Below are 23267 nucleotides of genomic sequence, written 5' to 3' on the forward strand. Positions count from 1 at the left end.
ATCGGTGACCCTGATTCGTAGAGTACGTCGCGTGCTGCGCCCGGCACGGCGGATGGTTGGTCGGTTACAGCGCATGGCCGGCCGGCCAGCGGCGCAACTCTACAGCCCGAACGTTACCGCGAGCGACGTTCGTCTTCTTGCCGGCATCGCCGAGCGCAAGGGCGATCGTCAGGGCATAACGGCGGCCCTGCTCCGGCTGGTGCAGCGCGGGGCGGCGAACGAGACCGAGCAGCGGCGGGTCCGGTCCGTCGGCGTCGGCGCACCGGCCCCGGCCGCCGACCCGCCGCCCGCAACCACCGACCGGCCGACCCCGGTCGCCGACCCGCCGCCCGCAGGTCGACCGGCCGGCGACGCAGTCCGGCTCACCCTGCACCGACCCGATCCGGCAGCCCCGATCGAGGCCACCGTCACCGGCCGAGCCGCACCGCTGTCGTACTGGCGTCCTGCCTGGGCTGAGTTGCCGTCCGACCTGCGAGACCAGCTCACCGCCAGTGTCCTCACCCGACTCGCGGCGACCGGCGGCGTCGTCGAGGTGCGCGCCGGCGACCCGGCCAGCACATCCGTCGGCCGAGCGGTCGCCGCCGGCACCGGTGCACGGTACGGTGGGTAGCCGTGATCGTTCCCTGGCGCCGTGGCACCTCCGACGGACACCTGCTTGACGACGCGCTGAGCGCGCTGGCCGCCGCCGACTGGTCCGACACCGACCGCCCCCCGGTCGCCTGGCTGCACTGGCCGGTCGACACGGCCAATCCGTACCAGTCGTTGCTGTACAGCCGGTTCTCCCAGCACAACCTGACGCCGATCCGGGTCCGCCGGCTCGACCAGATGGACAAGCTGCTGCCCGCACTGCCCGACGGCATCGGCCGGGTGCTGCATGTGCACTGGCTCTACGACGTCACCTCCGGTTGCACCACCACCAGCCAGGCCGAAGCGGCGGTCGATGCCTTCGCCGAGCGGCTGGACACCCTGCGCGACCAGGGCGTACGGCTGGTCTGGACGGTGCACAACCTGCTTCCGCACGAGACCGTGCACCGGGCGACCGAAACCCGGCTGCGCCAGGTGATGCTCGCCGCCGCCGACGTGGTGCACCTGATGCACGACAGCCACCTCGACATCCTGCGGGACACTTTCGGAGCCGAGCCCCGACGCGTGGTGATCGCCCCGCACCCGACCTTCGCCGGTGCCTATCCGGACTGGGTGGACCGGCCCGCCGCCCGCAGCCATCTCGGCATTCCGCTCGGCGCCCGGGTGCTGGTCACCTTCGGGCAGGTCCGGCCGTACAAGGGGCACGGCGACTTCCTCGACGCGCTCGACGTCGCGGTCCGGCACGACCTGCGGCTGCGCTGGCTGGTCGCCGGCAAGGTACGCGAGGAGGCCGGCGGCCCCGAGTTCATGCGCCGGGCCGCCGAGCACCCGGCGGTGATCTTTCATCCCGGCTTCGCGCCCGACACCGACGTGCAGTACTTCCTGCGGGCGGCCGACGCCGCCGTCTACCCGTACCGGTCGTCGCTGAACTCCGGCGCGCTGGCGCTGACCGCCGGATTCGGCCTGCCGGCGTACGTGTCGACCGGCACCACCGTCGGTGGTCTGCTGCCGGACGCCGCGCTGCGCCGGTTCGACCTGTCCGACCCGGACAAGACCGCCGAGACGATCACCGAGTCCGGTGGGGCCTGGGACCGTGCCGAGCCGGTCCGTGCGGCGGTCCGTGACCACGTCGAAGCCCTGGCCCCGGCAAAGGTCAGCGCCCGGTTCGCGGCCGAGTTGCGGCGGCACCTCGACCCGCTGGCGTGACGGGGCGCCCAGTGGCTGGCGACCCTGCCGACTGGTCGCGCCGCCGGACTCAGCCGGCGCTGTACGCGTATCGGGCGGCCCGTTCGGCCAGCCACAGCCACCGGCGCTGCACCGCACCGCTGGTCGCGGCGACCATGCCGAGCGCGTCGGTGCGCACCCTGTCCAGTGCGACGGCGTCAGCCGCCGGGGCGTCGAGCAGCCCGGCGCCGTCGCGGAACGCCTCCGCCTCGGCCCCGCCACCGAACCGGGGAGCGACCTCGTCGCGCCAGAAGTCCGCCCAGTCCAGCTCCGGGTTCCAGCCGAACCGGGCGTACGCCAGATAGCTGATCTCGTTCGTCGGGTGGTAGGCGCCCGCCTCGCCGAAGATGGTCAGCCCCCGCATGCCGGCCGCGCCGACCCGGGCCGCCATGTCGGCGTACAGCTGCGGCACCCAGGAGTGCCGCTGCCGGTTCCACTGCGATCCGGCGTGGGTACGCAGCACGTTCGCCGTGTGCGGTAGCGCTTCGACGTGCGCGGCGGTCAACCGGTCCCGGTTGTCGTACCAGAACCCCCGGTTGACGCAGTACTGGTAGGCCACGTCGTCGGGCAGGTCGGCCAGCGGACGCTGTGCCGGCAGGTCGAAGATGTTGTCCCAGTAGACCTCGACCAGGTGCCGCAGCGGCACCCCGGCCGGCCCGGTACGCCGGGCCGTGTCCAGCAGCGCAGGGTAGACCGACCGCATCGCCTCGTACGACCAGGAGGTGCGTTCACCGCCGGTGCGCCGGGTGCACCGAGCGCAGGCGCAACTGCCGTAGTCGCCGGTCTCGAAGTTGATCCCGCCCACCGGGATCGTCTCCAGCAGCCAGTCGACGGCGTCGCGATTCCAGGCCAGATTGTCCGGCTGCGACGGGCAGGCGGCCATCATGTACTCGCTGGCCGGGAAGTGCAGATCGCCGAACTCGTCGATGTCAAAGCCGATCTTCTTCGGCAGCTCGGCGGCCAGGTCGGGGCGTTGCCGCAGCCAGGTCGCCAGGTTGTAGCGGTGCCGGCCGTCGAAGTAGATGCCGCCGTAGGCGTTGACCCCGATCCCGGCGATGATCCGCACGCCCCGCTCGTTGGCGTACGCGCACAGGTCGCGGGCCGCGTCGACTCCGCCGTGCGCGTCGCGCAGCAGCCCGTACACGACGATCCCGCCGATCCGCTCCCGGCTGCAGAAGTCGACCAGTCGCCGGTAGTCGGCGCCGAACGCGTCGGCTGACTTGGCGTACGGGTTGAGCGCGCCGATCTCCTGCTGGCCGAGCTGGCGCAGATCCCAGTTGGTCGAGTGGTCCCAGGTCCACAGGGTGCGCAGCGCCAGCCCGGGTGCCTGCTCCCGTACCCCCACCGGGACCCCGCGTTCGGTGGTCAGCTCGGTCAGCTCCCGGGCGGCGTAGATCAGGCCGGCGAACGGGTCGCCGGTCAGCCGGATCCCACCGTCACCGGTCGGGTCCGCGCCCGGCCCGCCACCGGCCGGAACCTCGATCCGGTAGGCGCCCTCCGGCAGCGCCGGGTCGGCGTCGAGGTGCACCGGCACCCCGTCGGTGGAGCTGCCGAAGGTCTCGGCGAGCAGCCGGGCAGCGTACGGCGCGGATTCGGCACCGCGTACCTGGACTCCGGCAATCCGTCGTAACTGCGACATGTCTACCTCCCGAGGGATTGTGGTGTGGCGGCCAGGTACTCGGCCACCTCGATGGCGGTCCACACCCCGTGCCGCCAGTACGGGTCGGCCTCGCACACCGCACGGGCGGCGGCGGCGTCGGCGGCCCGCACGATGAGCACCGACGCGCTCAGATCGGCGTACGCGCCGGCGACCAGCGCGGTGCCGTCGGCGAGCAGGGTGGCGACCCGGTCCAGGTGAGCGGACCGGTGCGGCCCGCGCCGCTGCGCCGCGTCGGCGGCGTACCTGGCGGTGACCAGGTAGGTTGGCTCGAACTTCACGCGTCACCGCCAATCGCTTCGAACAGCCGCTGCATCGCCACCCGGTAGACCGTCTGCGGGCGGCCGGCTCCGGTGCTGACATGCACTCCGACCTCGTCGGCGTAGCCGGCGGCGCGCAGCGAGTTGAGCAGCCGGCGTGCCGAGCGGGCCTCCACCCCGTATGCGTCGGCCAGGCCGCGGGCGGTGACCTCGTTGGGGTCCAGTTGATGCAGCGCCTCCAGCAGCCGTCGGGTGGACAGCGGGCCGAGCTTGAGCTGCTCGGAGACGCGCAGGATGCCGGGCGCGGTCTCCCGCAGGCGTTGCTTGACCGGGCTCACCCGGCTGGAGTGGATCTCCCCGTCGGGGAAGACGACGTGGGTGTCACCACTGCCCCGGCTCAACGCGAGGGCCTTGCGGGCGTTGTCCTCGGCGGCGGCGATCGTCGTGCCGGCGCCGAAGCCGACGGTGTGGCCGCCGTCGACGCCGCGCAGGGTGAGCAGGGAGGCGTGGCCGGCCCGGTGGCGGGCGAGGGCACTGTCCACGGTGCCCCGGGTGGTGGTGATCACCATCGTCCGGTCGTCGATCATGCTGAGCCGCCCGCGCATCCGTTCGGCGTGTTCCAGCAGCGCCTCGCGCAGCCGCAGCCGCTGCCGTTCCACCTCGTACGGGTCGTGCCGCCGGCTGGTCGGCTCGGCGAATTCGATCATCATGACGGCGATCTGGGTGGCCCGGGACTGCCGGATCTCGGCGGCCAGCCAGGCGCGGCGTAGCGCGTCGCGCACCGACGCGCGGGTGTGCTCGACCCGCCAGACCGGCACGCCCGCCTCGCGCAGGTCGCGGTGCACCGCACCGAGGCAGGTCAGGCAGGCTTCGACGGCACCGGCGGCATACCGGTCGCGGTGGTAGGCGGTGACGTCGTCGAGGGTGGCGTAGAGCAGTCCGGTCGAGTCGGCGATCGGCAGGATCTCGGTCGGTGCGGGCACCTCGATGTCGTGGTACGTCTCCCGCACCACTGCGGCCTCGATGGTGTCGACGCTGACCGTCGGCAGTTGACCGCCGGTGGCCAGCAGCATCCGGGACAGGGTGCGGTAGAGGTCGATGCCGCCGTGGCGGATGTAGTCGACCTCGGCCCGCAGGTCACCGGCGGCGGTGGCCAGCGCGTACGGGATCCGACCGGTGAACAGCAGTACCTGGCAGAGCTTGTCGAGCTCGCGGGCCAGTTCCGGGGCCTGCTCCGGCCGGGCGTACGCGCGGCTGGCGAGTTCGCCGGGCCGCCCTTCGCCGGCGGCGACCTCCTGGACCAGCCGGATGGAATCCTCCGGCCCGATGATGCCGATCATGTGTTGCTGCCTCCACGTCGTCGCCGGCTCGCGGGCGGGCTGCTCAGCCGGGCCGTTCAGCCGGTGTAGACGGTGCCGGTGATGCTGGCCGACAGTGGTGCCGCGAGTAGCACCAACGCCGACGCCACATCTTCCGGCCGGCCCAGGCCGGCTTCGATGCCGGCGACTCGGCCGGCATCGACCCCGTTGGCCCGCGCCTCGTCCAGCGAGCGGCGCATCAACGGGGTGTCGATGTCGCCGGGGCAGAGCGCGTGCACTCTGACCCCTCGTGCGCGAAGCTGGCGGTCCAGGGTCAGCGCCAGACCGTGCAACCCTCCCTTGCTCGCGCCGTAGGGTACCGACCCGGAGCCGGTCAGCACGCCCGCCTTGGAGCCGACCAGCACCAGCACCCCGGTGCCGGCGGCCAGGTGCGGCACGGCGTGCTTGGCGACCAGGAACGGCCCGGTCAGGTTGACCGAGAGCACCCGGTGCCAAAGCTCGATCGGCACGTCGGTCACGTCGAGGCCCTGGCCCTGCATGATCCCGGCGACGTGCAGCACCGCGTCGATGCCGCCCCAGGCGGCGGCGACGCCGTCGAACGCGTCGGCCACCTCAATCTCGACCGTGACGTCGACCTGACGGGAGTACGCCGTGACACCGAGGTGGCGGACCTGCTCGGCGGCGCGGGCCGCACCGGCTCCGTCGGCGTCGAGGACGGCGACTGCGGCGGCGCCGGCCGAGGTGGCGGCCCGGACGGTGGCCAGCCCGATGCCGGAGGCACCGCCGACCACCACGACCCGGCGCCCGGCCAGCAGGGAGGCCGTACCGCTGGCCGGTGTGGCCGCCGCCGGATCCTCCGCCGCCGGATCCTCCGCCAGGGTGACGGCCCGGCCGCCGCTGGTCACGCGCCGACCGTCCGGCGCACGGCGGCGGCCACGTCGGCGGCCTCCGGCACGACGGCGGCCTGCAACGCCGGTGCGGCCGGCATCGGCACGTCCGGGCAGGCGACCCGGGCGACGGGGGCACGCAGGTCGGCGAAGCACTCGGCGGCGGCGCGGGCGGCGATCTCCGCACCGAAGCCGCCGGTCAGGTTGGCCTCGTGGGCCACGACGAGCCGGCCGGTACGGGCCACCGACGCCGCGACGGTGTCGAAGTCGAGCGGGTTGAGCCAACGCAGGTCGATCACCTCGGCGTCGATACCGTCGTCGGCGTGCAACTGCCCGGCGGCGTCCACCGACGCGGACACCATCCGGGACCAGGCGACCACGGTGACGTCGGTGCCAGGGCGGACCACCCGCGCGCCGCCGACCGGCTCCACCGCGGCGTCAGTGCGCACCTCGCCCCGGGTCGGGTACAGCATCCGGGCCTCGGCGACGACCACCGGGTCGTCGCTGACCACGGCGGTACGCAGCATCTGAAACGCGTCGTCCGCAGTGGCCGGTAGAGCCAGCCGTAGTCCGGGGGTGTGCGCGAAGTACGCCTCCGGGGAGTGCGAGTGCTGCGCGCAGGCGCCCGGGGAGTAGCCCTGCTGCATCCGGATCACCAACGGCACCCGCCACCGGCCGTTGCTGGCGTAGTGGATCGTCGGGATCTGGTTGACGAACTGGTCCATCGCGACGAACGAGAAGTCGGCGTACATGATCTCGGCGATCGGCCGCAGGCCGGTCATGGCCGCGCCGAGCGCCATGCCGAGGAAGCCGGACTCGGAGATCGGGGTGTCGAAGATCCGCGCCGAGCCGAACCGCTTGTGCAGCCCTTTCGTGGCGCCGAACGGCCCGCCGGGCAGGGCGACGTCCTCGCCGAAGTAGATGGTGTCGTCCCGGCTGTCCAACGCCCAGGTGAGGGCGGCGTTGACGGCCTGGATGTAGCGCAGGGACTCAGACATGGACGTGCTCCTTGACGGTCGCCGGGTCGGGCAGCGGCGTGGCGCGGGCGGCGGCGACGGCGGCTTCGATCTCGGCGTCCACCTCGGCGTCGATCGCGTCCAGGGCGGCGGTCAGCGCCGCGTCGGCGGCCTGCCGGATGCGGGCGAGCGGCTCACGCTGGCGGGCGGCGGCGATCTCGCCGGCCGGCCGGTAGTGCTGGGCGTCGCCGCTGTAGTGCCCGACCAGGCGTTCGGTCATTGCCTCCACGATGGATGGGCCGGAGCCCTCGCGGGCGCGGGCCACCGCCTCGTCGACGGCGACCGCGACCGCGTCCGGGTCGTTGCCGTCGACGACCCGACCGGGTACGCCGTAGCCGGGTGCCCGCTCGGCGAGTTGGCGGACGCGGACCATGTCTTCGATCCGCGACATCTCCGAGTAGACGTTGTTCTCCACGACGACGACCAGCGGCAGGTCCAGCACGGCGGCCATGTTGATCGCCTCGTGCACGTTGCCCTGATTCATCGCGCCGTCGCCGATGCTCACCACCGAGACCGCGCCGGAGCCGGTGCGCTGCGCGGTCAACGCGGCCCCGGCGGCCACCGGCACCCCGGCGCCGACGATGGAGTTCTCGCCGACGAACCAGCGGCTCGGATCCGACAGGTACGGGGAGGCGGCCCGGCCGCCGCACAGCGCGCTGTCGCGGCCCATCATCTCGGCGAACAGTCCGGCGAGGTCGACGCCGCGAGCGATCGCCCAGCCGTGACCACGGTAGGTGGCAGTCACGTAGTCGCCGTCACGCAGCGTACGGCAGGCACCGACCGGGATCGCCTCCTGACCGTTGCACAGGTGGATCGACCCCGGGATCTCGCCGCCGTCCTTGAGAGCGGTCAGCCGCTCCTCGAACCGGCGGATCCGGGCCATCGACCGGTAGTCGTCCGGCAGCCCCATCACACCCCCAACGCTCATTAGTCCCTTATTGCAGTCCGTTGAGAACGGAGCCTAGACCAGGGATGTCATGCTATGGAAGAGTGAGATGGCAAGTTTCTGGCCGTTATAGGTCTCAAATTTTCTGGGGGCAGCTATGGAGATCGCCGCCGTGGACTCGGTGGTGCTCGGCGACGCGCACTTCGTCCAGGTGCACACCGCCGACGGGCTGACCGGCGTCGGCCAGTCCGCCTGCTGGGGATACCCGGCGGCGGTGCACGCCGTGGTCGAAGCCTTCCGCCCGTACCTGCTCGGCGCAGACCCACGCCGGATCGAGCACCACTGGCACCACCTGTACCGGATGGGACCGTTCCGCGGCTCGGTGCTCACCGCCGCCGTCTCCGCGATCGACATCGCGCTGTGGGACCTGCTCGGCAAGCGACTCGGCGTACCCGTCTGGCAGCTGCTCGGCGGCCAGGTCCGGGACCGGATCCGGCTGCACCTGCTGCTGGGCGGCACCGGTGCCGACGACCTGGCCGCCCAGGCGGCGGCCGCCGTCGCCGACGGCTTCACCGCCGTCAAGTTCGACCCGCTGCCGGCCGACTACGCGAACCTGTCGGTGGCCCGGCTGGTCGCGCAGACCGAAGCCACCACCGCAGCCGTACGCGACACCGTCGGGCCCGACGTCGACCTGCTGATCGAACTGCACCGCAAACTCACCCCGCTGCAGGCCGAATCGGTCGTACCCGCACTGGCCCGGCACCTGCCGCTGCTGGTCGAGGACCCGATCCAGATCGACAGCGTCAGCAGCCAGGCCGACGTGGCGCGTCGGGCGGCCGGCGTACCGATGGCCAACGGCGAACGACTGCACACCATCTGGGAGTTCAAGGAGCTGCTCGCCCAGGGCGGTGCCCAGTACGTGCGCCCCGACGTCGGCCTGGCCGGCGGACTCAGTCACGCCCGTAAGATCGCCGCCCTGGCCGAGGCGCACCACGCCGCCGTGGTCACCCACAACTGCCTCGGCCCGCTGCTGACCATGGCGTCGGTGCACCTCGACGCGGCGATCCCGAACTTCGTCGTCCAGGAGTACTCGCCACTGGACGACACCCCCGCCACCGGCCCCGCCCGCCCGGCGGTCCGCCGTGACGGCGGCTTCCTGCCGGTGCCCGACCAGCCGGGCCTCGGCGTCACCCTCGACCTGACCGACGCCGCACCACTGGACCTCACCGGCCGGCCACTGAGCCGGATCCCGCTGCGTTCCGACGGCTCCGTCGCCTACGCCGTCTGAGCCCAACAGCCCCGGACGGGGTACCTGTCACCCCAATTCCGACAGGTCGGACGAGCGACGGGTCGATACGCTTGTCGGCATGTCGCAACCGACGCCCGAGATCCGGCCAAACCGGCAACTGGTGTACGCCTCCGACGAGCTGATGGGTCGTATCGCGCAGCAGGTCCAGCCGCAGATCCAGCAACCCGGAGCGGTCGGACTGGTCCGGGTCGCGCTGCTCGCCTATGTCTTCAGCTGGCTGCCGGCCTTCGTCGTCCTCGCGGCGGCGACCGCCGTCGCGCCGGCGGCGACCAGCGGGGCCAGCGTCGCGGCGACCGCGCTGTGGGCCCTGCAGTTCGCCACGCTGATCGCGATCTCGGCGGTCGTCACCACCCTGGTCCGGCGGCCCGCCACCCCGGCTGAGCAGGGCGCGGACGCCCCGCCCAGCCGGATCCTGTTGCGTGCCGTGCGCGGCGCGCTGCTCACCATCGCCTGCGCGGCACTGGTGTTGGCGTGGCAAGGGCTGTCGGTCGGTCAGATCGCGGTGCTCGCCGGGATGATCGCCGCCGTCCTGCATCTGGCGCCGGTGCTCATCGCCCGGCTGATGCTGCGCCGCCAGCGCGGCGACGCAGCGGCCCGGTGACCTCACGCTGCGGCCCAGCGACCTCAGGCCGGTTCGACCGGTAGCCACAGTTCGCAGGTCGCGGTGCTGAAATCGGCAGCGCGGTCGAGCACCGCGACCATCGACGGACCTGGCCGCAGCCGCCACGGATTCGACGGAAACCAGTCGGTCGCCGTCGCCGCCCAGGCCGACTGCAGGGCCTGCGGGTACGACCCGGCGACGTGGAAGACCGCCCACCTGCCGGCCGGCGCAGCCACGGCGTCCAGGTCGGCGGGCGTGGGCGTCTCCGCCTCGACCGCGACCCCGTGCAGGTAGGTCAGCTCGCTGCCTTCGGTGGCTTCCGGGTCGAGATCGGCGATGACCTGCAAGATGCCGGCCGGCTCGGTGCCGCACAGCGCCTTCAGCCGCACATGCTCCTGCGCCGGCAGTGCGGCGATGTGCTGCTGGATGTGCGGGTTGACGCCGTGGTGGATCAGCGGGACCCGGGTCGCGTGTCCAACGAGCCGGAACTCGGGCCGGTCGACGATACGGGTGTCCATCGGGATGCTCCCTTCGACGGTCAGGCGGAACCTGAGCTGTGACTGGCTGCGAAGGGGGCCTCCGTCGCGGCGTACCTCACTCGGGCCGACACCGTGGACCGCCCGGAACGCCCGTCCGAACGCCTCGGTCGAGCCGTACCCGTGCCGGACGGCGATGCTCAGCAGATCGTCGTCGCCGCGCACCAACTCGGCGGCGGCGACCGTCATCCGGCGTCGGCGTACGTACTCCGACAGCGGCATCCCGGCCAGCGACGAGAACATCCGCCGCAGGTGGTACTGGGTCGTGCCGAGCGTCCTGGCCAGCGCGTCCACGTCGAGCTCCTCGGTCAGGTGCTCCTCGACGAGGTCGACCAGCCGGTTGAGTGCCGAGATCACGTAGGCCTCCCTTCGACGTCCAGCCTGGCCGAGCGCACCCTGGCGGCGCCCGACCGTCGTGGCCCGATCCGATCATCCGGCCGCCGTCGCCGGTCTGGGCGCCGATCAGGCGTCAGCCGATGATCGGGCTGCGGCGTTCGAGCAGAACGACGTCGCGCCAGCGGCCGTGGTGGCGGCCGACGCGCTCACGGGTGCCGATGGTGCGGAAACCGCAGGTGTGGTGCAGGGCGAGGCTGGCGGTGTTCTCGGGAAATATTCCAGATTGGATGGTCCAGATGCCGGCCTGCTCGGTTGAGGCGATCAACTGCCGGAGCAGCAGCCGGCCGACGCCGCGCCCTCGGGCGCCCGGGTGGACGTAGACGGAATGTTCGACGACCCCGGCGTAGACGCACCGGTCGGAGACCGGGGTGCAGGCGGTCCAGCCGAGGACGGTGAGGTGAGCGGCATCGGCGTCGACGGCGACCCAGCGGTGGTCCGGCAACCGGGTGGCGGTGAACCTGTCCCAGCCGGGTGGTTCGGTTTCGAAGGTGGCGTCGCCGGTGGCGATGCCGAGGCGGTAGATGTCGAGCACGGCGTCGCGGTGCGCGTCGGTCATCGAGGTGAGGACCACCGGTGGCGTCGCACCGGCGGCGGTCACCGTCCGGCTCCGGTGGTGGTGGCGACGTCGAGGAGCCGGGACAGGGCGGCGAGCCGGGTCGGGGCGATCCAGTAGTACACCCAGGTGCCCCGGCGCTCGCAGTCGATCAGACCGGCCTCCCGCAGCACCTTCAGGTGGTGGGAGATCGTCGGCCCGGTCAGGGTGAACGCCTCGGTCAGGTCGCAGACGCACACCTCGCCGCCGGCCTGGGACGCGATCAGCGACAGCAGTCGCAGGCGTACCGGGTCGCCAAGGGCCTTGAAGCCGGGGGCCAGGCTCGCCGCCGCCTCGTCGGTGAGCGCCTGGTCGGTCAGCGGGGCGCAGCAGGTTGACGTGTCCGGCACGACCGGCAACTCTTGTCTCGACACGCGTCTAGTTTGACGATCATCAAGACAGCGCGCAAGCTTGCTGCCTAGATATTCGTCTAATCAGTGCTGGAGGTGCGGGATGTCCCGTGTCCAACTCGCCCTGCGCGTCGCCGACCTGGAAGCGTCGGTCGCCTTCTACACCAAGCTGTTCGGCGTCGAGCCCGCCAAGCGGCGCCCCGGCTACGCCAACTTCGCGATCGCCGAGCCGCCACTCAAGCTGGTGCTGCTCGAAGGCGCCCCCGACCAGCCGACCGCACTGGACCACCTCGGCGTCGAGGTCTTCGACGGCGCGCAGGTCACCGCCGCGACCGACCGGCTCACCGAGGCCGGTCTGATCACCCTCACCGAAAACGACACGTCCTGCTGCTACGCGGTGCAGGACAAGGTGTGGGTCCGTGGCCCGGGCAACGAGCCGTGGGAGGTGTACGTGGTCAAGGGCGACTCCGACGACATCGGCGCATCCGCCGCCCAGAACCAGCCCGCCGCCCAGAACCAGCCAGCCAACACCGGCGAGCCCGTCGCAGTCGGGTCGGGCAGTCCAGCCGAAGGCGGCTGCTGCTCGTAGGTTCGCGCTCATCCGGCGCCGACCGCCCGCCGGGGCCAGCGGTGCAGGTCGCGCAGTAGTTGCCGGTCGTGGGAGGCGATCACCACCGCCGCGCCGGTGACGTCGAGGGCCGCGACGAGCTCGTCGACCAAGGCGATCGACAGATGGTTGGTCGGCTCGTCGAGGATCAGCAGATCAGGGCGCTCGGCCAGCCGCATCGCGAGTTCCAGCCGGCGCAACTGGCCGGTGGACAGCCGGCCCACCGGTGTAGCGCGGGCGGCGCGATCGAGCAGGCCGAGGCCGACCAACCCGACGGCCTCGGCCTGCGTCAGATACCCGTGGGCGATCAACCGATCAACGTGGTCGTCGTACGCCCGGGCCGCCGAATCGGCGTCGGTCAGCCGAGGTGACTCCTGAGCCACCAGCGCCACCCGGGTGTCCGCCGACCGGCGTACGGTGCCCGACGTGGGCTCCAGGGTACCGGCGAGCACGGCGAGCAGCGTCGACTTGCCGGCACCGTTCGGCCCGGTGACCAGCAGCCGGCCTGCCTGCGTGAGCGTCATCGACACCGGCGCGTCGAGCCGGCCGGCCACGGCCACGGCCACCGTGGTGACCAGGTGCGCGTCACGTCGCCGCCCCAGCGGCGGTACGCGCAGCTCCAGCGGCGGCTCCGGCACGGTGATCCGATGGGCCTCCAACGCGGCGCGGTGCCGGTTGACCGCCTGCACCACCCCTGGCGTGCGGGTCTGCCGCTGATGCTTGTTGGTGCCCTTGTCCGGCCGCCACCCGGTGCGTAGCCGCGCCTGCGCCTGCGTCAACGCCTGCTGCAGCCGCCGCTGTTCGTCCTGCTGGGCGGCGTACTCCTGCTCCCAGCGGGCTCGATCACGGGCCCGGCCCTCGCGCCAACCGGCGTAGCCGCCGCCGTAACGACGCGGCCGGCCGTCCTGGCTCGGGTCGAGGTCGAGGACCTGGTTCGCGACGTCGGCGAGCAGCGCGCGGTCGTGGCTGACCACGACGACGCCGCCTCGGTGTTCGCGCAGCCGACGGGTGAGGAAGTCCAGCCCGGCGGCGTCGAGATGGTTGGTGGGCTCGTCGAGCAGCAGCAGGTCCAGGTCCGCGCCGAGCAGGCAGGCCAGCCGGACGCGGTAACGCTGCCCGACCGACAGGGTGTTCAGCGGTCGCGGCCGGTCACCGCAGGCACCCAACTCGGCGAGGGCGACGTCCAGTCGCCGGTCGGCGTCCCAGGCGTCGAACGCCTCGCAGCGCGCCAACGCGTCGGCATACGCCTCGTCGGCACCAGGGACACCGTCGCTGAGATCAGCGGTGGCCTGCGCGAACGCGGCCAGCGCGGCGTGCGGGCCGGCGAGCGCCGCGTCAAGTAGCTCGCCAACCGTCACCCCGTCGGCGGCGTCGAGTTCCTGTTCGGCGAGGCCGAAGGTGCCGACGCGGTGCACGGTGCCGGCGTCCGGGGTGAGCCGCCCGGCCAGGGCGTGCAGCAGGGTGGTCTTACCTCGGCCGTTCTCGCCGACGACGGCGAGCCGGGTGCCGGTGGCCACGGTGAGATCGACCTGGTCGAGGACGAGCCGCCCGCCGCGCCGCACGGTCAGCCCGGCGGCGGTGAGCTGGGCGTTGTCCCGAGCGGGGACGAGGCCGTCGGCGCGGTCGGTGATGCGGTCGCCGGCGTCATTGGTGAAGCGGTCGCCGGCCGGGCCGGCGGCGTTCGGGCTCGCGGTGGCATCAAGGTGGTGCTGAGGCACAGGGTTTCTCCGCGGTCTCGGATCGAGAGCCGGGAAGGCACGCGAGAGCGCCGCCCGGCATGGACGCCTGGGACGGCAGCGGAGAAAAGGGAAAGGTACGCGCTGCCGTCAGGCGGCGGCGCGCAGCCTCAGCGACCCGGTACCCGTGTACATGACGTCCAGATTAGCCGACGGTGCGCCGTCGACGGCCCGATGCGAGGGTGAAACACAAGCAGACCTGCTTGTCCGCGTGAGCGGGGCAGGTCCGCGCCTGGACCGTAGCGCATCCGCCGCCCATGGCCGTCAGGCGGGCGGCGGCGAGGGAGCAGCGGGCGGCGGTGGGTGGCCCGGATGGTCGAAGACCGGGTACGCCCACAGCGGCTCGCCGTCGGCGTCGGCGACCTCGGCGAACAGGTGTGCCAGCGAACGGGTCCACCGGGCCTGCACCTGCGACGCGGCGGTGACCCGACTGGCGTGACCGAAGCCGTTGCGGGTCCGCAGCACGCAGATCAGCAGCAGCCCGTGCCGGTAGATGCGGTAGTCGTAGATGCCGGCCTCGTCGATCAGCGCCGACAACTCCGGCCAGACCTCGGCGTGTCGCCGCTCGTACTCCTGCCCGGCGCCGGGCCGCAGCCGGTACACGTAACACAGCTGCGCGCCCGGCGCCTCGCTGTCGGCGGGTGCGCTCACTTGCCGGAGCCCGCGAGCGCGCCGGAGACCAGTTGCCGCTGGAACACCAGGTAGACGATCAGCACCGGCAGCAGCGCCACGATCAGGCCGGCGCTGACCAGCGGCACCGACACGTCGTACTGGCCGGACAGCAGCGACACCCCGACCATCAGGGTCTTGGAGTCCGACCCGCCCATGATGACCAGCGGCAGCAGCAGGTCGTTCCACATCCACACGAAGTTGAAGATGGCCAGCGCGGCCAGCGCCGGGGTGGCGATCGGCACCAGGAGCCGGAACAGGATGGTGAAGTGCCCGGCACCGTCCATCCGGGCGGCTTCGATCAGCTCGTCGGGCACCTGCTGGAAGTAGCCGGCCAGCTGGTAGGTGCCCAGCGGCAGGCCGAACGCCGCGTACGCCAGGATCAGCCCCTGGTATTCGCCGGACATGCCCAGGTCGAGCACGGTTTGGTAGAGCGGGTAGATGATCGCCTGGCTGGGGATGGTCAGCGTGATGATGATCAGCAGGAAGACGGCCTTGCCGCCGCGGAAGCGCAGCTTCGTCACCGCGTACGCGACGAGCAGCGCGGCCAGCACCGACAGCACCAGCCCGCCCGCGGTGGTGATCAGCGAGTTGAGCAGCAGCCGGGGCATGTCCATCCGGCGGAACGCCTCGACGTAGTTCTCCAGGGTCACCCCGGTGGTCGGCAGCCCGAGCGGATCCTCGGCGAAGCCGTACTGCGTCTTCAGCGAGCTGATCACGGTGAACAGCAGCGGGTAGATCGCCGCGACCGCGACGACGACCAGCGCGAACGTCAGTAGGTAGCGCCCGAGTCGGGCGGTGGTCCGTCGGCTCATCGCGGCTTGCGGGTCCCCTCTTTGAACATGTGCCGCACGGAGAAGATCGACAGCACGGCGACGAAGACGAACAGGGCGATGCCGATCGCGGAGCCGTAACCGCGGTCGAGGAAGGTGAAGGTGGTCAGGAAGACCAGGTACTCCGGCAGCATGGTGGCGTCACCGGGGCCGCCCTGGGTCAGCGCGTAGATCAGCGGGAACAGCCAGATCAGCACCCCGGAGGCGCACAGCACACTCCAGTACGCCACGGTCGGGCGCAGCATCGGCACCACGATCGAGAACAGCCGTCGCCAGAAGCCGGCCCCGTCGAGGTACGCCGCTTCGAGCATCTCGTCGGGGATGGTGGCCAGCCCGGCCAGGTAGGTCATTACCCCGAGCCCGAAGAAGCTCCACAACGCGACGGCGACCAGCGAGAAGAGTGCGCTGTAGCGGCCGTTGAGCCAGGCGATCGCCAACGGGTCGAGCCCGATCGTGCGCAGGCCGGCGTTGATCGGGCCGTCGGGGGCGAGAATCTGGCGGAACATGATGCCGACGACGATCGGCGCGATCGTGTACGGGACGAAGTAGACGGCCCGGAAGAACTTCCAGCCGGGGGCCCGCTGGTGGATCAGCACCGCCAGCACCAGTGGCAGCACCACCCACACCGGCAGAGTGGCGACCACCAGCAGCGCGTTGCGGAAGCTGGTGATGACCATCGGGTCGTCGAGCATCCGCAGGTAGTTGTCGGCACCGGCGAACGTGGCACCGCCGAAGCCCGCCGACGACTCCATGCTGGTGATCACGCCCCGTACCAGCGGCACCAGTTTGAACGCCACGGCCAGCGCCAACGCCGGGGACACCAGCAGCGCGGCCAGCCACCACTCGCGGGCATGCCGGTGGCGGCGGGCCGGTCGGCGGGCGGTTCCGGGCGTCCGGTCGGCGGACGTCGGCTCCGGTGCCGGCGCGGTGGAGATCGTCATCGCGGTGTCCTTAGCCTGGCAGGGGTACCGGTCGGTGGGCAGGCGGTGCCATGCCTGCCCACCGACGCGGCGGTCAGTTCTGCTGCTTGGTCGGGCTGCGTTCCAGGGCCTGCTGCATCTGTTCGGCCCAGGCGTCAACGGTGAGCTGGCCCAGCGTGACCTGCTGCCAGCCGCGGGCCAGCGCGTCGGCCTCCGGGCCGGAGAGCATCACGCCGGCGTGCAGGGTCGGGTCGGCGACCAGTTCCTGAATCTTGAGGAACGCCGGTGAGTCAGGCAGCAGCGCGGAGTCCACGTTCGTGTTCAACGGCTGCCCCTTGGCGTACTCCACCCACAGCTCGCCGTTCTCCTTGCCGGCCAGCCAGGAGATGAAGGTCAGACCGGCGTCCTTCTTGTCGCTCCACTGGGTGACGCCGTAGACGGCGCCTTCGATGCCGGAGAACTTCTGCGCCAGCGGCGCGTCCGGGTTGATCACCGGCCAGCGGGTGACGCCGAGGGTCTCGTCGCCGAGGGCCTCGCCGAACGCCTGCCAGTTCACCGCGTCGGAGATGATCGTGCCGGCGAAGGCGGCGTCACCGCGCTGGAAGATGTCCGCGCCATCGGGCAGCATGGTGATCGACGGGGCGTTGTCGTTGGCCCAGCCGCTGGTGGTGATCTCCGCAAGCTTCTCCAGTGTGGACACCAGTTTCGGGTCGGTCCAGGAGATGGTGCCGGCCAGCAGGGCGCGGATGTCGTCCTCGGTCAGGTAGTTGCGGGCAATCTCCGGGAAGTCCCAGTACGCCGGGAAGGTGCCGGACAGCCCGAGCGCCAGGCAGGTCTTGCCGGTGGCGGCGACCGCCTCGCAGGCCGCGCCGAACTCGTCCCAGGTGGCCGGCGGCTGTTCCGGGTCGAGCCCGGCGGCGGCCAGCACGTCCTTGTTGTAGTAGAGGACGTTGCCCTGATAGGAGAACGGCACCCCGTAGCAGTTCTTGCTGGTGTCGAAGTCCTCGCAGGCGCCGCTGTAGGACACCAGGTCCTTGTTGATCTCGGCCGCCTGCTCGCCGAGCGGCACGTACGCGTTGCGCCGATCGAACAGCTCCAGCCCGGCGTTGTTGGCCATCACGTCCGGCCCGGACTGGGAGGTGATGTACGGTCCCTGCACCTCCGGGTACTTGTCGAACGGGACCGATTCCATCTCCAGCTTGATGTCCGGGTGGCTGGCCTCGAAACTGCTCTTGACCTGCTGCCAGTATTCGGCACCGCCCGGCTCCCAGGTCAGCACCTTGAGGGTGACCGGTCCGTCGGCGGTGCCGTCGTCACCGCCGCAGCCGGTGAGCAGCGCGGCGGCTGCCGTCCCGGCGGCGGCGAGGCCGGCAAGGGTACGTCGTCGATTCATCCGGTGAAGCTCCTAATCAGCGAGAGGTGTGGCGGATCCGGTGGGTGGCGCCGCCGGCGGCGGCGCTGGCGGCGATGGCGGCGGCGACCTCGACCACGTGCAGGCCGTCGGCGAGCGGTACGACCGGAGTCGGGTCCCCGCCGTCGACGCGGTGCAGGAAGTGCCGCAGTTCGGCGGCGAGCGCACCGCCGCCGTCGGCGGGCGACACCTGCCAGTCCGGCGCTTCGGTCTGTTCGGCCTGCACCAGCAGGGTGGGGTGGGCGAGGTCGACGTGACCGACCCCGTCGGTGCCGTACACCTCGACGAGGTCGCTGGTGTGGTTGGGCGTGTGTTCGGGCAGCAGGTAGCTGTTGCGGATCGACGACACGACGTCGTTGGCGTGTCGCAGCTCCGCCCAGACCAGGACCGGCGTGGCCGATCCGGGTCGGGTCCGGGCCGTGGCGCGCACCTCGACCACCGGCGCCTGCGCGTACCACAGAGCGAGGTCGATGTCGTGCACCGCGGTGAGCAGCGCGGGATGCTCGTGCGGGAAGAGTCGGCTCAACGTGCGCGGCCGGTCCCGGCGCGACGAGACGGCCAGCACCTGGCCGAGTCGGCCGGCGCGTACGGCGTCGTACAGTGCCCGGTGCGCGGGACTGAACCGCAGGATGTGGCCGGGCTGGCAGAGCACGTCGCGCTCCTGGGCGGCCGCGACGATCGCGGCGGCGTCGTCGACCGTCGTGGCCAGCGGCTTTTCCACCAGTACGGGCACACCGGCGTCGAGCAGCGCGACGGCGACCGCGCGGTGGACCGGGCCGGGTACGCAGACCGAGGCGGCGTCGGGCCGGGCCGCGGCGAGCAGTTCGGTGACGGAACCGAAGGTGCGGCTGACGCCGTACCGCCGGGCAACGTGCTCCCGAGCAACCGGGTCGGGGTCGACGAGGGCGTCAACGGTGACACCGAGTGATCGGTAGGCGGCCACGTGCCGGGTGCCGAACGCACCGGCTCCGAGCACGGCGACCCGCAGTCCGGAGCTCATCGGTCCGCCGCCCCGGTGGCCGGTGCCGGTTCGGCTCGTGCGGACGGCTGTGCCGGGACGGTGGTGCCGGGCTGGGCGAGCCCGCCGGCGAGAACGGCCCGGGTCAGCCGTTCCAGCACCGTCACCCCGACGCCGATGCACCGTTCGTCGACGTCGAACGAGCCGGAGTGCAGTGGCGCGCCGCCGGCGGTGCCGCTCGACACGCCGAGTTTGACGTACAAGCTGGGGCCGAGCGCGCCGAGCAGCGCGAAGTCGTCGGTGGTCAGCGGTGGGACCGACAGCGGGTGCAGGTCGACCAGACCGGGCAGTACGGCGTCGGCCAGGGCGACGAGCCGTTTCGCGTTGCGTACCGGCGGCATCTCGTTGGCCCAGGTGAAGCGCAGGTCGAGGTCGAGAGCGTCGGCCTGCCCGACGGCGACCCGTTCGATCACCTGTTTGAGCCGGGCCCGGACGGCCGGATCGTGGGTGCGCAGCGTGCCGGTCGCTTCGGCGCGTTCGGCGACCTGGCTCTGGCTGGCCCCGCCGGTGATCGTGCCGATGTTGAAGGCGACGAGATCGTCAGGGTTCTGTGCGCGGGCGACGGCGGTGTGCAGGGTGGTCACGATGGTGGCGAGACCGAGAATGGCGTCGCGTCCGCTGGCCGGGGTGGCGGCGTGTGCGGCCCGGCCGACCAACTCGACGCGGAAGGCGTCCTTGGCGGCCATCGCGGTGGTCCGGTCGACACCGAGGGCTCCGGCGGGTAGCCCTGGCCAGCAGTGCAGCCCGAGTACGGCGTCGAAGCGCCGGTCGGCGAGTGCCGGGTCGGCGAGCACGGCGGCGGCCCCTGAGCCGGCGCCGAACGGGATCTCCTCTGCGGGCTGGAAGAGCACGGTGACGCTGCCGGCCGGTGGCGGGTCGCCGGCGATCCGGGCGGCGACCCCGTACGCGACGGTCATGTGTACGTCGTGCCCGCAGGCGTGGCAGACGCCCGGGGTACGGGAGGCGTAGGGCACCTCCTTGGCATCCGACACCGGGTACGCATCCATATCGGCCCGAATAAGTACGGCTGGTCCAGGCGTGGCGGAGTCGAGCTCCAGAAGCAGCCCAGTGCCGGCTATGCCGGTGTGTAGCCGACCCAGTGGTCCCAGCAGTCTCTGCAGTGTCGCTGCTGTCTGCTTCTCCTCGAAGCGCAGCTCAGGGTGCTGGTGAAGTTGGCGCCGCAACTGCGTCAGCGCTTCGACCTCGTCGCCTGCCAGCGTCACCTAGCTTCACCTCACGTGTGACATAAATCCGGACCTAATAGAGACAGAACTTAGGTCAGCGGGTGCGTCGCGTCAATGGGCTGGTCGGATCCGGGTTAGGGTCCGGCCATGGAACGGGCCGACGCACACCTGCACCTGTTCGCCGACGGCTATCCGGGCCGGTACGGCAGATCCCCGTCAGGCGGGCAAGAAATATCCATATACCAGGACATACGACGTGAACACGGGATTAGTCGTGCTCTCGTGGTCGGCTACGAGGGCGAGCCCCGCTTCGCCGGCAACAACCACTACCTGGCGAGCCTCGCCGCCGTACACGAGTGGCTGGCCCCGGTCGCCTACCTGCACTCCGGTGGACCGAAACCCGGCGCGCACCGGGACGACCACATCGATCCGATCGAGAGCGGCGGCCGGCGGGGCCAGACCGGTGACACCGCACCCGGCCACTGGCTGGCCGCCGGGTTCGTCGGCTTCGCCGCGTACCTGGGCGACCGGGACAGCGCCGACTGGTTCGCCGACTGGTTGACCCGGCACACCGCCACCGTCAACCGGGCGCACTGCCTGCTCAGCGTGAACGCCGTACCGGCCGCCGTCGCCCGGCTCGGCCCGGCGCTCGCCGCGGTCGGCGACTGCACCGTGCTGTTCAGCCACCTCGGTCTGCCTGGCCGGCAACCCGCACCGCCGGCACCGTCGACGGCAGCCGCCATCCTCGCCCCGCTGGGTGAGCTGGCCAGGCTGCCCCACGTCGGGGTCAAGGTCTCCGGCCTGTACGCGGTCAGCGACCCCCCGTACGACCACCCGCACGCGGCCGCCCGGCCCTTCGTCGAGCAGCTGATCGAGTGGTACGGGCCACAACGGCTCTACTGGGGCTCCGATTTCCCGCCCTGTCTGGACCACGTCTCGTTCGCCCAGACACTCGATCCGGTCGGCCTGGCTGGCCTGAGCGCCGGCGAACGTGCGGACGTTGCCGGCCGGAACCTGCTGAGGGCTCTCGGCGACAACGGGTAGCGGCCGGTCAACGATCGTTCACTCGGGGTCGGGGCTCGCGCCACATCGGCCAGATCGGCGGGCCGTCAGGCAGCCGGACCGGCCCATGCGGCCGATAGCCGTGCCGAAGGTACAGGTCCCGGTTGCGTGGCGTGGTCGCCTCCAGATAGCCGGGGGTGCCGTAGCCGTCCAGGTGCCGGTGGTGGTGCCGCAGCAGCGCACTGCCCAACCCGCTACCCTGCCGCCACGGCGCCACCGCCAGGTAGGCCAGATGCCAGTGCGGCTGCCACGGATGGTGCGCCGCCAGGATCCGGCCCAACGCGGCGAAGCGGGGTTGCCACCGTCCGGTCGCGGTGAGCAGGTGCAGCTCGTGGTCGCTGACCGTCTCCGGCTCGGTGGGCGTACGTCGCCCGCGCGGGTGCCATACCGCGACCCCGCTGAACTGGCCGGCGACGTGCACCGTGCCGCCGGCCCGGATGGCGTGCTCCAGCTCTATGGTGAACAGCGTCCGGAAGACCTCCGCCCGTGCCTCCAGGTCTTTGACCAGCCACTGCGACACCGGCGCGATCAGGAACGCCTCGGTGAGCAGGGTGGCGGCCTGTGGGAGGTCGTCCACTCCGGCGGTACGGATCGTCACGGCGGCTGGGTGGATCGCGGTCATCAGCGGCCTCCTGCCGGTCGGCGTATCTGCGTGACGGGTGGCCCGGCCGGTGGGCCGGGTCATGCAGATGACGCCCGTGGGACCGGGCCGGATGGCGTAGCGGCAGGTCAGATGCCCGACACTCGTACTGTCGGCGGGTGGCCCGGGACCGGGCCACCCGCCGACAGCGGTGGAGGGTGCGGGACGGCGGTCAGTCCCGCTGCGGTGCCGACGGCAGGGCACGCAGTTGGGCACGGACCTCGGCGACGGCGGCGGCGCTGGGGGCGTCCCCGTTCGTCGGTCCGTCCGCGTACGTCGCGTCGACGAATTCCCCGCCGACCTGCTGGTAGACGAAGTTCGGGGTGATCGCCGGAGCCGACTCGGAGTCGACCCGGGCCAGCTCACCGCCGAAGATGACGACTCGTGAGCCGGGCTGGAAGGTCTCCTTCGCCGGTGCCTCGTGGATGACGTACGAGATTCCGCCGGCTTCGCCGCCCATCGATCTGATGGTCACCTCGGAGCCGGCCTTGAGTTTGCCCCGGTAGACCGTGTCGATAGTGATCGTCACCGGGGTGTAGACCGCCTCGATGGTCTCTCCGGTGTCGAGGACGTCGACGGCGTGTACGTTCGGCAGCACGCTGTCGACGGTGCCTTCGAAGACGTTGGTGTTGCCGAAGAAGGCCAGGGCGTTCGGCAGATCGCTCTCGATCTTGTACGGATGTGCCTTCACCACTGTGGGGGCGGTGGCGGCGGACGGGGTGCCGCCGTTCTGGCCGCAGCCGGCGATCAGGGCTGCGGCGAGGCCGAGGGTGGCGACCGCGATGGTGCCGGGTCGCAGGAAACCGTGACCGATCATGGCGGCGCTCCTAGTAGATGGCGGTGACCCCGGCGACGTCGTCACTGTTGAGGGTGCGGCGGGTGCCGGTGTTGATGGTCGTCATGACCGAGGCCTGCTCGGCGGGGGTGTACGACGTCCCGTCGGTGCAGTGCCCGATCCAGGGGTGTGCCAGCCCGGTGAAGTGACCGACCTCGTGGACCGCGACGGTCTGCACGTCGGCGACCCCGCCGGAGATGTTCTGACTGCCGTTGACCCAGCTGAACCGGTTGGACAGGATCAGGTTGCCACCGGAGTGGGTCGAGCCGCTGACCATGGTCTGCGCGTAGCCGGGCGCGTTGCCCATCAACGGCGAGTAGGAGTGGGAGCCGCGGAACGCGTAGATCATCCAGCCGCTGGTGTAGTCCGGTGTCGTGTACCGCAGGGTGGAGCCGCTGCGGTTCCACTGGGTGAGGCCGTTGCTCAGCCCGGTGCGCATCGCCGTCGGGAAGCTGGGGTCGACGCCGAGGGTCTTCGAGTAGGTGGTGTTGTTCCACTTCGTCATACCGGTACGGCAGTAGGCGGAAGCCGGTCCAGCGGCGATGACCACGGCACCCACCGAGCCGACCATGGCGGCCAACGCCGTCCCCAGAATCCGACGTGTCACTGGATTGACCATGCACGGTTGCCCTTCTCTTAGCAGCGGCATGCGCGACAACAAGGGCAATCATATAAAAAAATCTGCATAAATCAATGTATTGGCGGCCCGGTGGGTACGCGACCGGGGGCGTCGC

The 23267-nt window shown here is 71.5% G+C and carries 25 protein-coding genes; 6 read left to right on the forward strand and 19 right to left on the reverse strand.

Translation table 11 applies throughout. The features are described 5' to 3' along the window. The first annotated feature begins 73 nt into the window (after positions 1-73). A complete protein-coding gene (locus tag ACN27J_RS23815) occupies positions 74-610 on the forward strand; it encodes a hypothetical protein (RefSeq protein WP_421369645.1) in 537 nt (178 codons plus the stop codon). Between the two features lie 2 nt (positions 611-612). Next, on the forward strand, positions 613-1791 hold the full coding sequence (locus ACN27J_RS23820; protein WP_421369647.1) for a glycosyltransferase: 1179 nt from the start codon (positions 613-615) through the stop codon (positions 1789-1791). A gap of 49 nt (positions 1792-1840) precedes the next feature. Here ACN27J_RS23820 and ACN27J_RS23825 read toward each other — a convergent pair whose 3' ends face one another. The 6 genes from ACN27J_RS23825 to ACN27J_RS23850 are packed head-to-tail and all read right to left on the reverse strand — an operon-like array spanning position 1841 to position 7876. Next, the gene (locus ACN27J_RS23825) at positions 1841-3448 is read right to left on the reverse strand and encodes a hypothetical protein (protein ID WP_421369649.1); all 1608 of its coding nucleotides are present in this window, start codon (positions 3446-3448) and stop codon (positions 1841-1843) included. Between the two features lie 2 nt (positions 3449-3450). After that, positions 3451-3747, reverse strand: coding sequence for a YciI family protein (locus ACN27J_RS23830; RefSeq protein WP_421369651.1), 297 nt, complete (start codon positions 3745-3747; stop codon positions 3451-3453). Then, entirely contained in the window at positions 3744-5066 is a 1323-nt protein-coding gene (locus ACN27J_RS23835) for a hypothetical protein (protein WP_421369653.1), read from the reverse strand. The genes ACN27J_RS23830 and ACN27J_RS23835 overlap by 4 nt, the downstream gene beginning before the upstream one ends. A gap of 56 nt (positions 5067-5122) precedes the next feature. Next, positions 5123-5950 (reverse strand): SDR family NAD(P)-dependent oxidoreductase, encoded by an 828-nt coding sequence (locus ACN27J_RS23840; protein WP_421369655.1) that lies wholly within the window; start codon positions 5948-5950, stop codon positions 5123-5125. Next, the gene (locus ACN27J_RS23845; RefSeq protein WP_421369657.1) at positions 5947-6930 is read right to left on the reverse strand and encodes an alpha-ketoacid dehydrogenase subunit beta; all 984 of its coding nucleotides are present in this window, start codon (positions 6928-6930) and stop codon (positions 5947-5949) included. The genes ACN27J_RS23840 and ACN27J_RS23845 overlap by 4 nt, the downstream gene beginning before the upstream one ends. Beyond that, entirely contained in the window at positions 6923-7876 is a 954-nt protein-coding gene (locus ACN27J_RS23850) for a thiamine pyrophosphate-dependent dehydrogenase E1 component subunit alpha (RefSeq protein WP_421369659.1), read from the reverse strand. The genes ACN27J_RS23845 and ACN27J_RS23850 overlap by 8 nt, the downstream gene beginning before the upstream one ends. 115 nt (positions 7877-7991) lie before the next feature. On the opposite strand from ACN27J_RS23850, the gene ACN27J_RS23855 reads away from it, so the two are divergent. Together ACN27J_RS23855 and ACN27J_RS23860 are read left to right on the forward strand one after the other, a co-directional pair. Beyond that, positions 7992-9122, forward strand: coding sequence for a mandelate racemase/muconate lactonizing enzyme family protein (locus ACN27J_RS23855; RefSeq protein WP_421369661.1), 1131 nt, complete (start codon positions 7992-7994; stop codon positions 9120-9122). 79 nt (positions 9123-9201) lie between these two features. After that, complete coding sequence (locus tag ACN27J_RS23860; protein WP_421369663.1) at positions 9202-9744, forward strand: hypothetical protein; 543 nt, start codon at positions 9202-9204, stop codon at positions 9742-9744. Positions 9745-9767: 23 nt separating this feature from the next. On the opposite strand, the gene ACN27J_RS23865 is transcribed toward ACN27J_RS23860, so the two are convergent. From ACN27J_RS23865 to ACN27J_RS23875, 3 genes are all read right to left on the reverse strand, one after another. Beyond that, positions 9768-10637 carry an AraC family transcriptional regulator gene (locus ACN27J_RS23865; protein ID WP_421369665.1) on the reverse strand — a complete coding sequence of 290 codons (870 nt, stop codon included), beginning with the start codon at positions 10635-10637 and terminating at the stop codon, positions 9768-9770. Between the two features lie 112 nt (positions 10638-10749). Continuing rightward, positions 10750-11232, reverse strand: coding sequence for a GNAT family N-acetyltransferase (locus ACN27J_RS23870; protein ID WP_421372425.1), 483 nt, complete (start codon positions 11230-11232; stop codon positions 10750-10752). 38 nt (positions 11233-11270) lie between these two features. Continuing rightward, positions 11271-11642, reverse strand: coding sequence for an ArsR/SmtB family transcription factor (locus ACN27J_RS23875; RefSeq protein ID WP_421369667.1), 372 nt, complete (start codon positions 11640-11642; stop codon positions 11271-11273). Between the two features lie 79 nt (positions 11643-11721). Between ACN27J_RS23875 and ACN27J_RS23880 the strand changes: the two genes are divergently transcribed. Beyond that, a complete protein-coding gene (locus ACN27J_RS23880) occupies positions 11722-12207 on the forward strand; it encodes an ArsI/CadI family heavy metal resistance metalloenzyme (RefSeq protein ID WP_421369669.1) in 486 nt (161 codons plus the stop codon). 8 nt (positions 12208-12215) lie between these two features. On the opposite strand, the gene ACN27J_RS23885 is transcribed toward ACN27J_RS23880, so the two are convergent. The 7 genes from ACN27J_RS23885 to ACN27J_RS23915 form a co-directional block, all read right to left on the reverse strand. Next, complete coding sequence (locus tag ACN27J_RS23885) at positions 12216-13943, reverse strand: ATP-binding cassette domain-containing protein (protein WP_421369671.1); 1728 nt, start codon at positions 13941-13943, stop codon at positions 12216-12218. Positions 13944-14225: 282 nt separating this feature from the next. Next, positions 14226-14612, reverse strand: a complete 387-nt coding sequence (locus tag ACN27J_RS23890) for an L-rhamnose mutarotase (RefSeq protein WP_421369673.1) — start codon at positions 14610-14612, stop codon at positions 14226-14228. After that, positions 14609-15445 (reverse strand): carbohydrate ABC transporter permease, encoded by an 837-nt coding sequence (locus tag ACN27J_RS23895; RefSeq protein WP_421369675.1) that lies wholly within the window; start codon positions 15443-15445, stop codon positions 14609-14611. Before ACN27J_RS23895 ends, ACN27J_RS23890 begins: the two co-directional genes overlap by 4 nt. After that, the gene (locus ACN27J_RS23900) at positions 15442-16404 is read right to left on the reverse strand and encodes a carbohydrate ABC transporter permease (RefSeq protein ID WP_421369677.1); all 963 of its coding nucleotides are present in this window, start codon (positions 16402-16404) and stop codon (positions 15442-15444) included. Before ACN27J_RS23900 ends, ACN27J_RS23895 begins: the two co-directional genes overlap by 4 nt. Positions 16405-16477: 73 nt before the next feature. Then, positions 16478-17776 carry an ABC transporter substrate-binding protein gene (locus ACN27J_RS23905; protein ID WP_421369678.1) on the reverse strand — a complete coding sequence of 433 codons (1299 nt, stop codon included), beginning with the start codon at positions 17774-17776 and terminating at the stop codon, positions 16478-16480. A gap of 16 nt (positions 17777-17792) precedes the next feature. Further along, entirely contained in the window at positions 17793-18794 is a 1002-nt protein-coding gene (locus ACN27J_RS23910) for a Gfo/Idh/MocA family protein (protein ID WP_421369680.1), read from the reverse strand. Then, positions 18791-20035: a M20 metallopeptidase family protein gene (locus tag ACN27J_RS23915; protein WP_421369682.1), complete on the reverse strand. Its 1245-nt coding sequence runs from the start codon at positions 20033-20035 to the stop codon at positions 18791-18793. The genes ACN27J_RS23910 and ACN27J_RS23915 overlap by 4 nt, the downstream gene beginning before the upstream one ends. Before the next feature lie 108 nt (positions 20036-20143). Here ACN27J_RS23915 and ACN27J_RS23920 point away from each other — a divergent pair, with 108 nt between their 5' ends. Then, on the forward strand, positions 20144-21040 hold the full coding sequence (locus ACN27J_RS23920; RefSeq protein WP_421369684.1) for an amidohydrolase family protein: 897 nt from the start codon (positions 20144-20146) through the stop codon (positions 21038-21040). A gap of 7 nt (positions 21041-21047) precedes the next feature. On the opposite strand, the gene ACN27J_RS23925 is transcribed toward ACN27J_RS23920, so the two are convergent. The 3 genes from ACN27J_RS23925 to ACN27J_RS23935 form a co-directional block, all read right to left on the reverse strand. After that, the gene (locus ACN27J_RS23925) at positions 21048-21680 is read right to left on the reverse strand and encodes a GNAT family N-acetyltransferase (RefSeq protein WP_421369686.1); all 633 of its coding nucleotides are present in this window, start codon (positions 21678-21680) and stop codon (positions 21048-21050) included. 190 nt (positions 21681-21870) lie between these two features. Beyond that, positions 21871-22515 carry a hypothetical protein gene (locus ACN27J_RS23930; RefSeq protein WP_421369688.1) on the reverse strand — a complete coding sequence of 215 codons (645 nt, stop codon included), beginning with the start codon at positions 22513-22515 and terminating at the stop codon, positions 21871-21873. A gap of 10 nt (positions 22516-22525) precedes the next feature. Beyond that, entirely contained in the window at positions 22526-23140 is a 615-nt protein-coding gene (locus ACN27J_RS23935; RefSeq protein ID WP_421369690.1) for a matrixin family metalloprotease, read from the reverse strand. Between the last annotated feature and the right edge of the window lie 127 nt (positions 23141-23267).

The organism is Solwaraspora sp. WMMB762 (assembly GCF_049179115.1).
Classification (GTDB): domain Bacteria; phylum Actinomycetota; class Actinomycetes; order Mycobacteriales; family Micromonosporaceae; genus Micromonospora_E.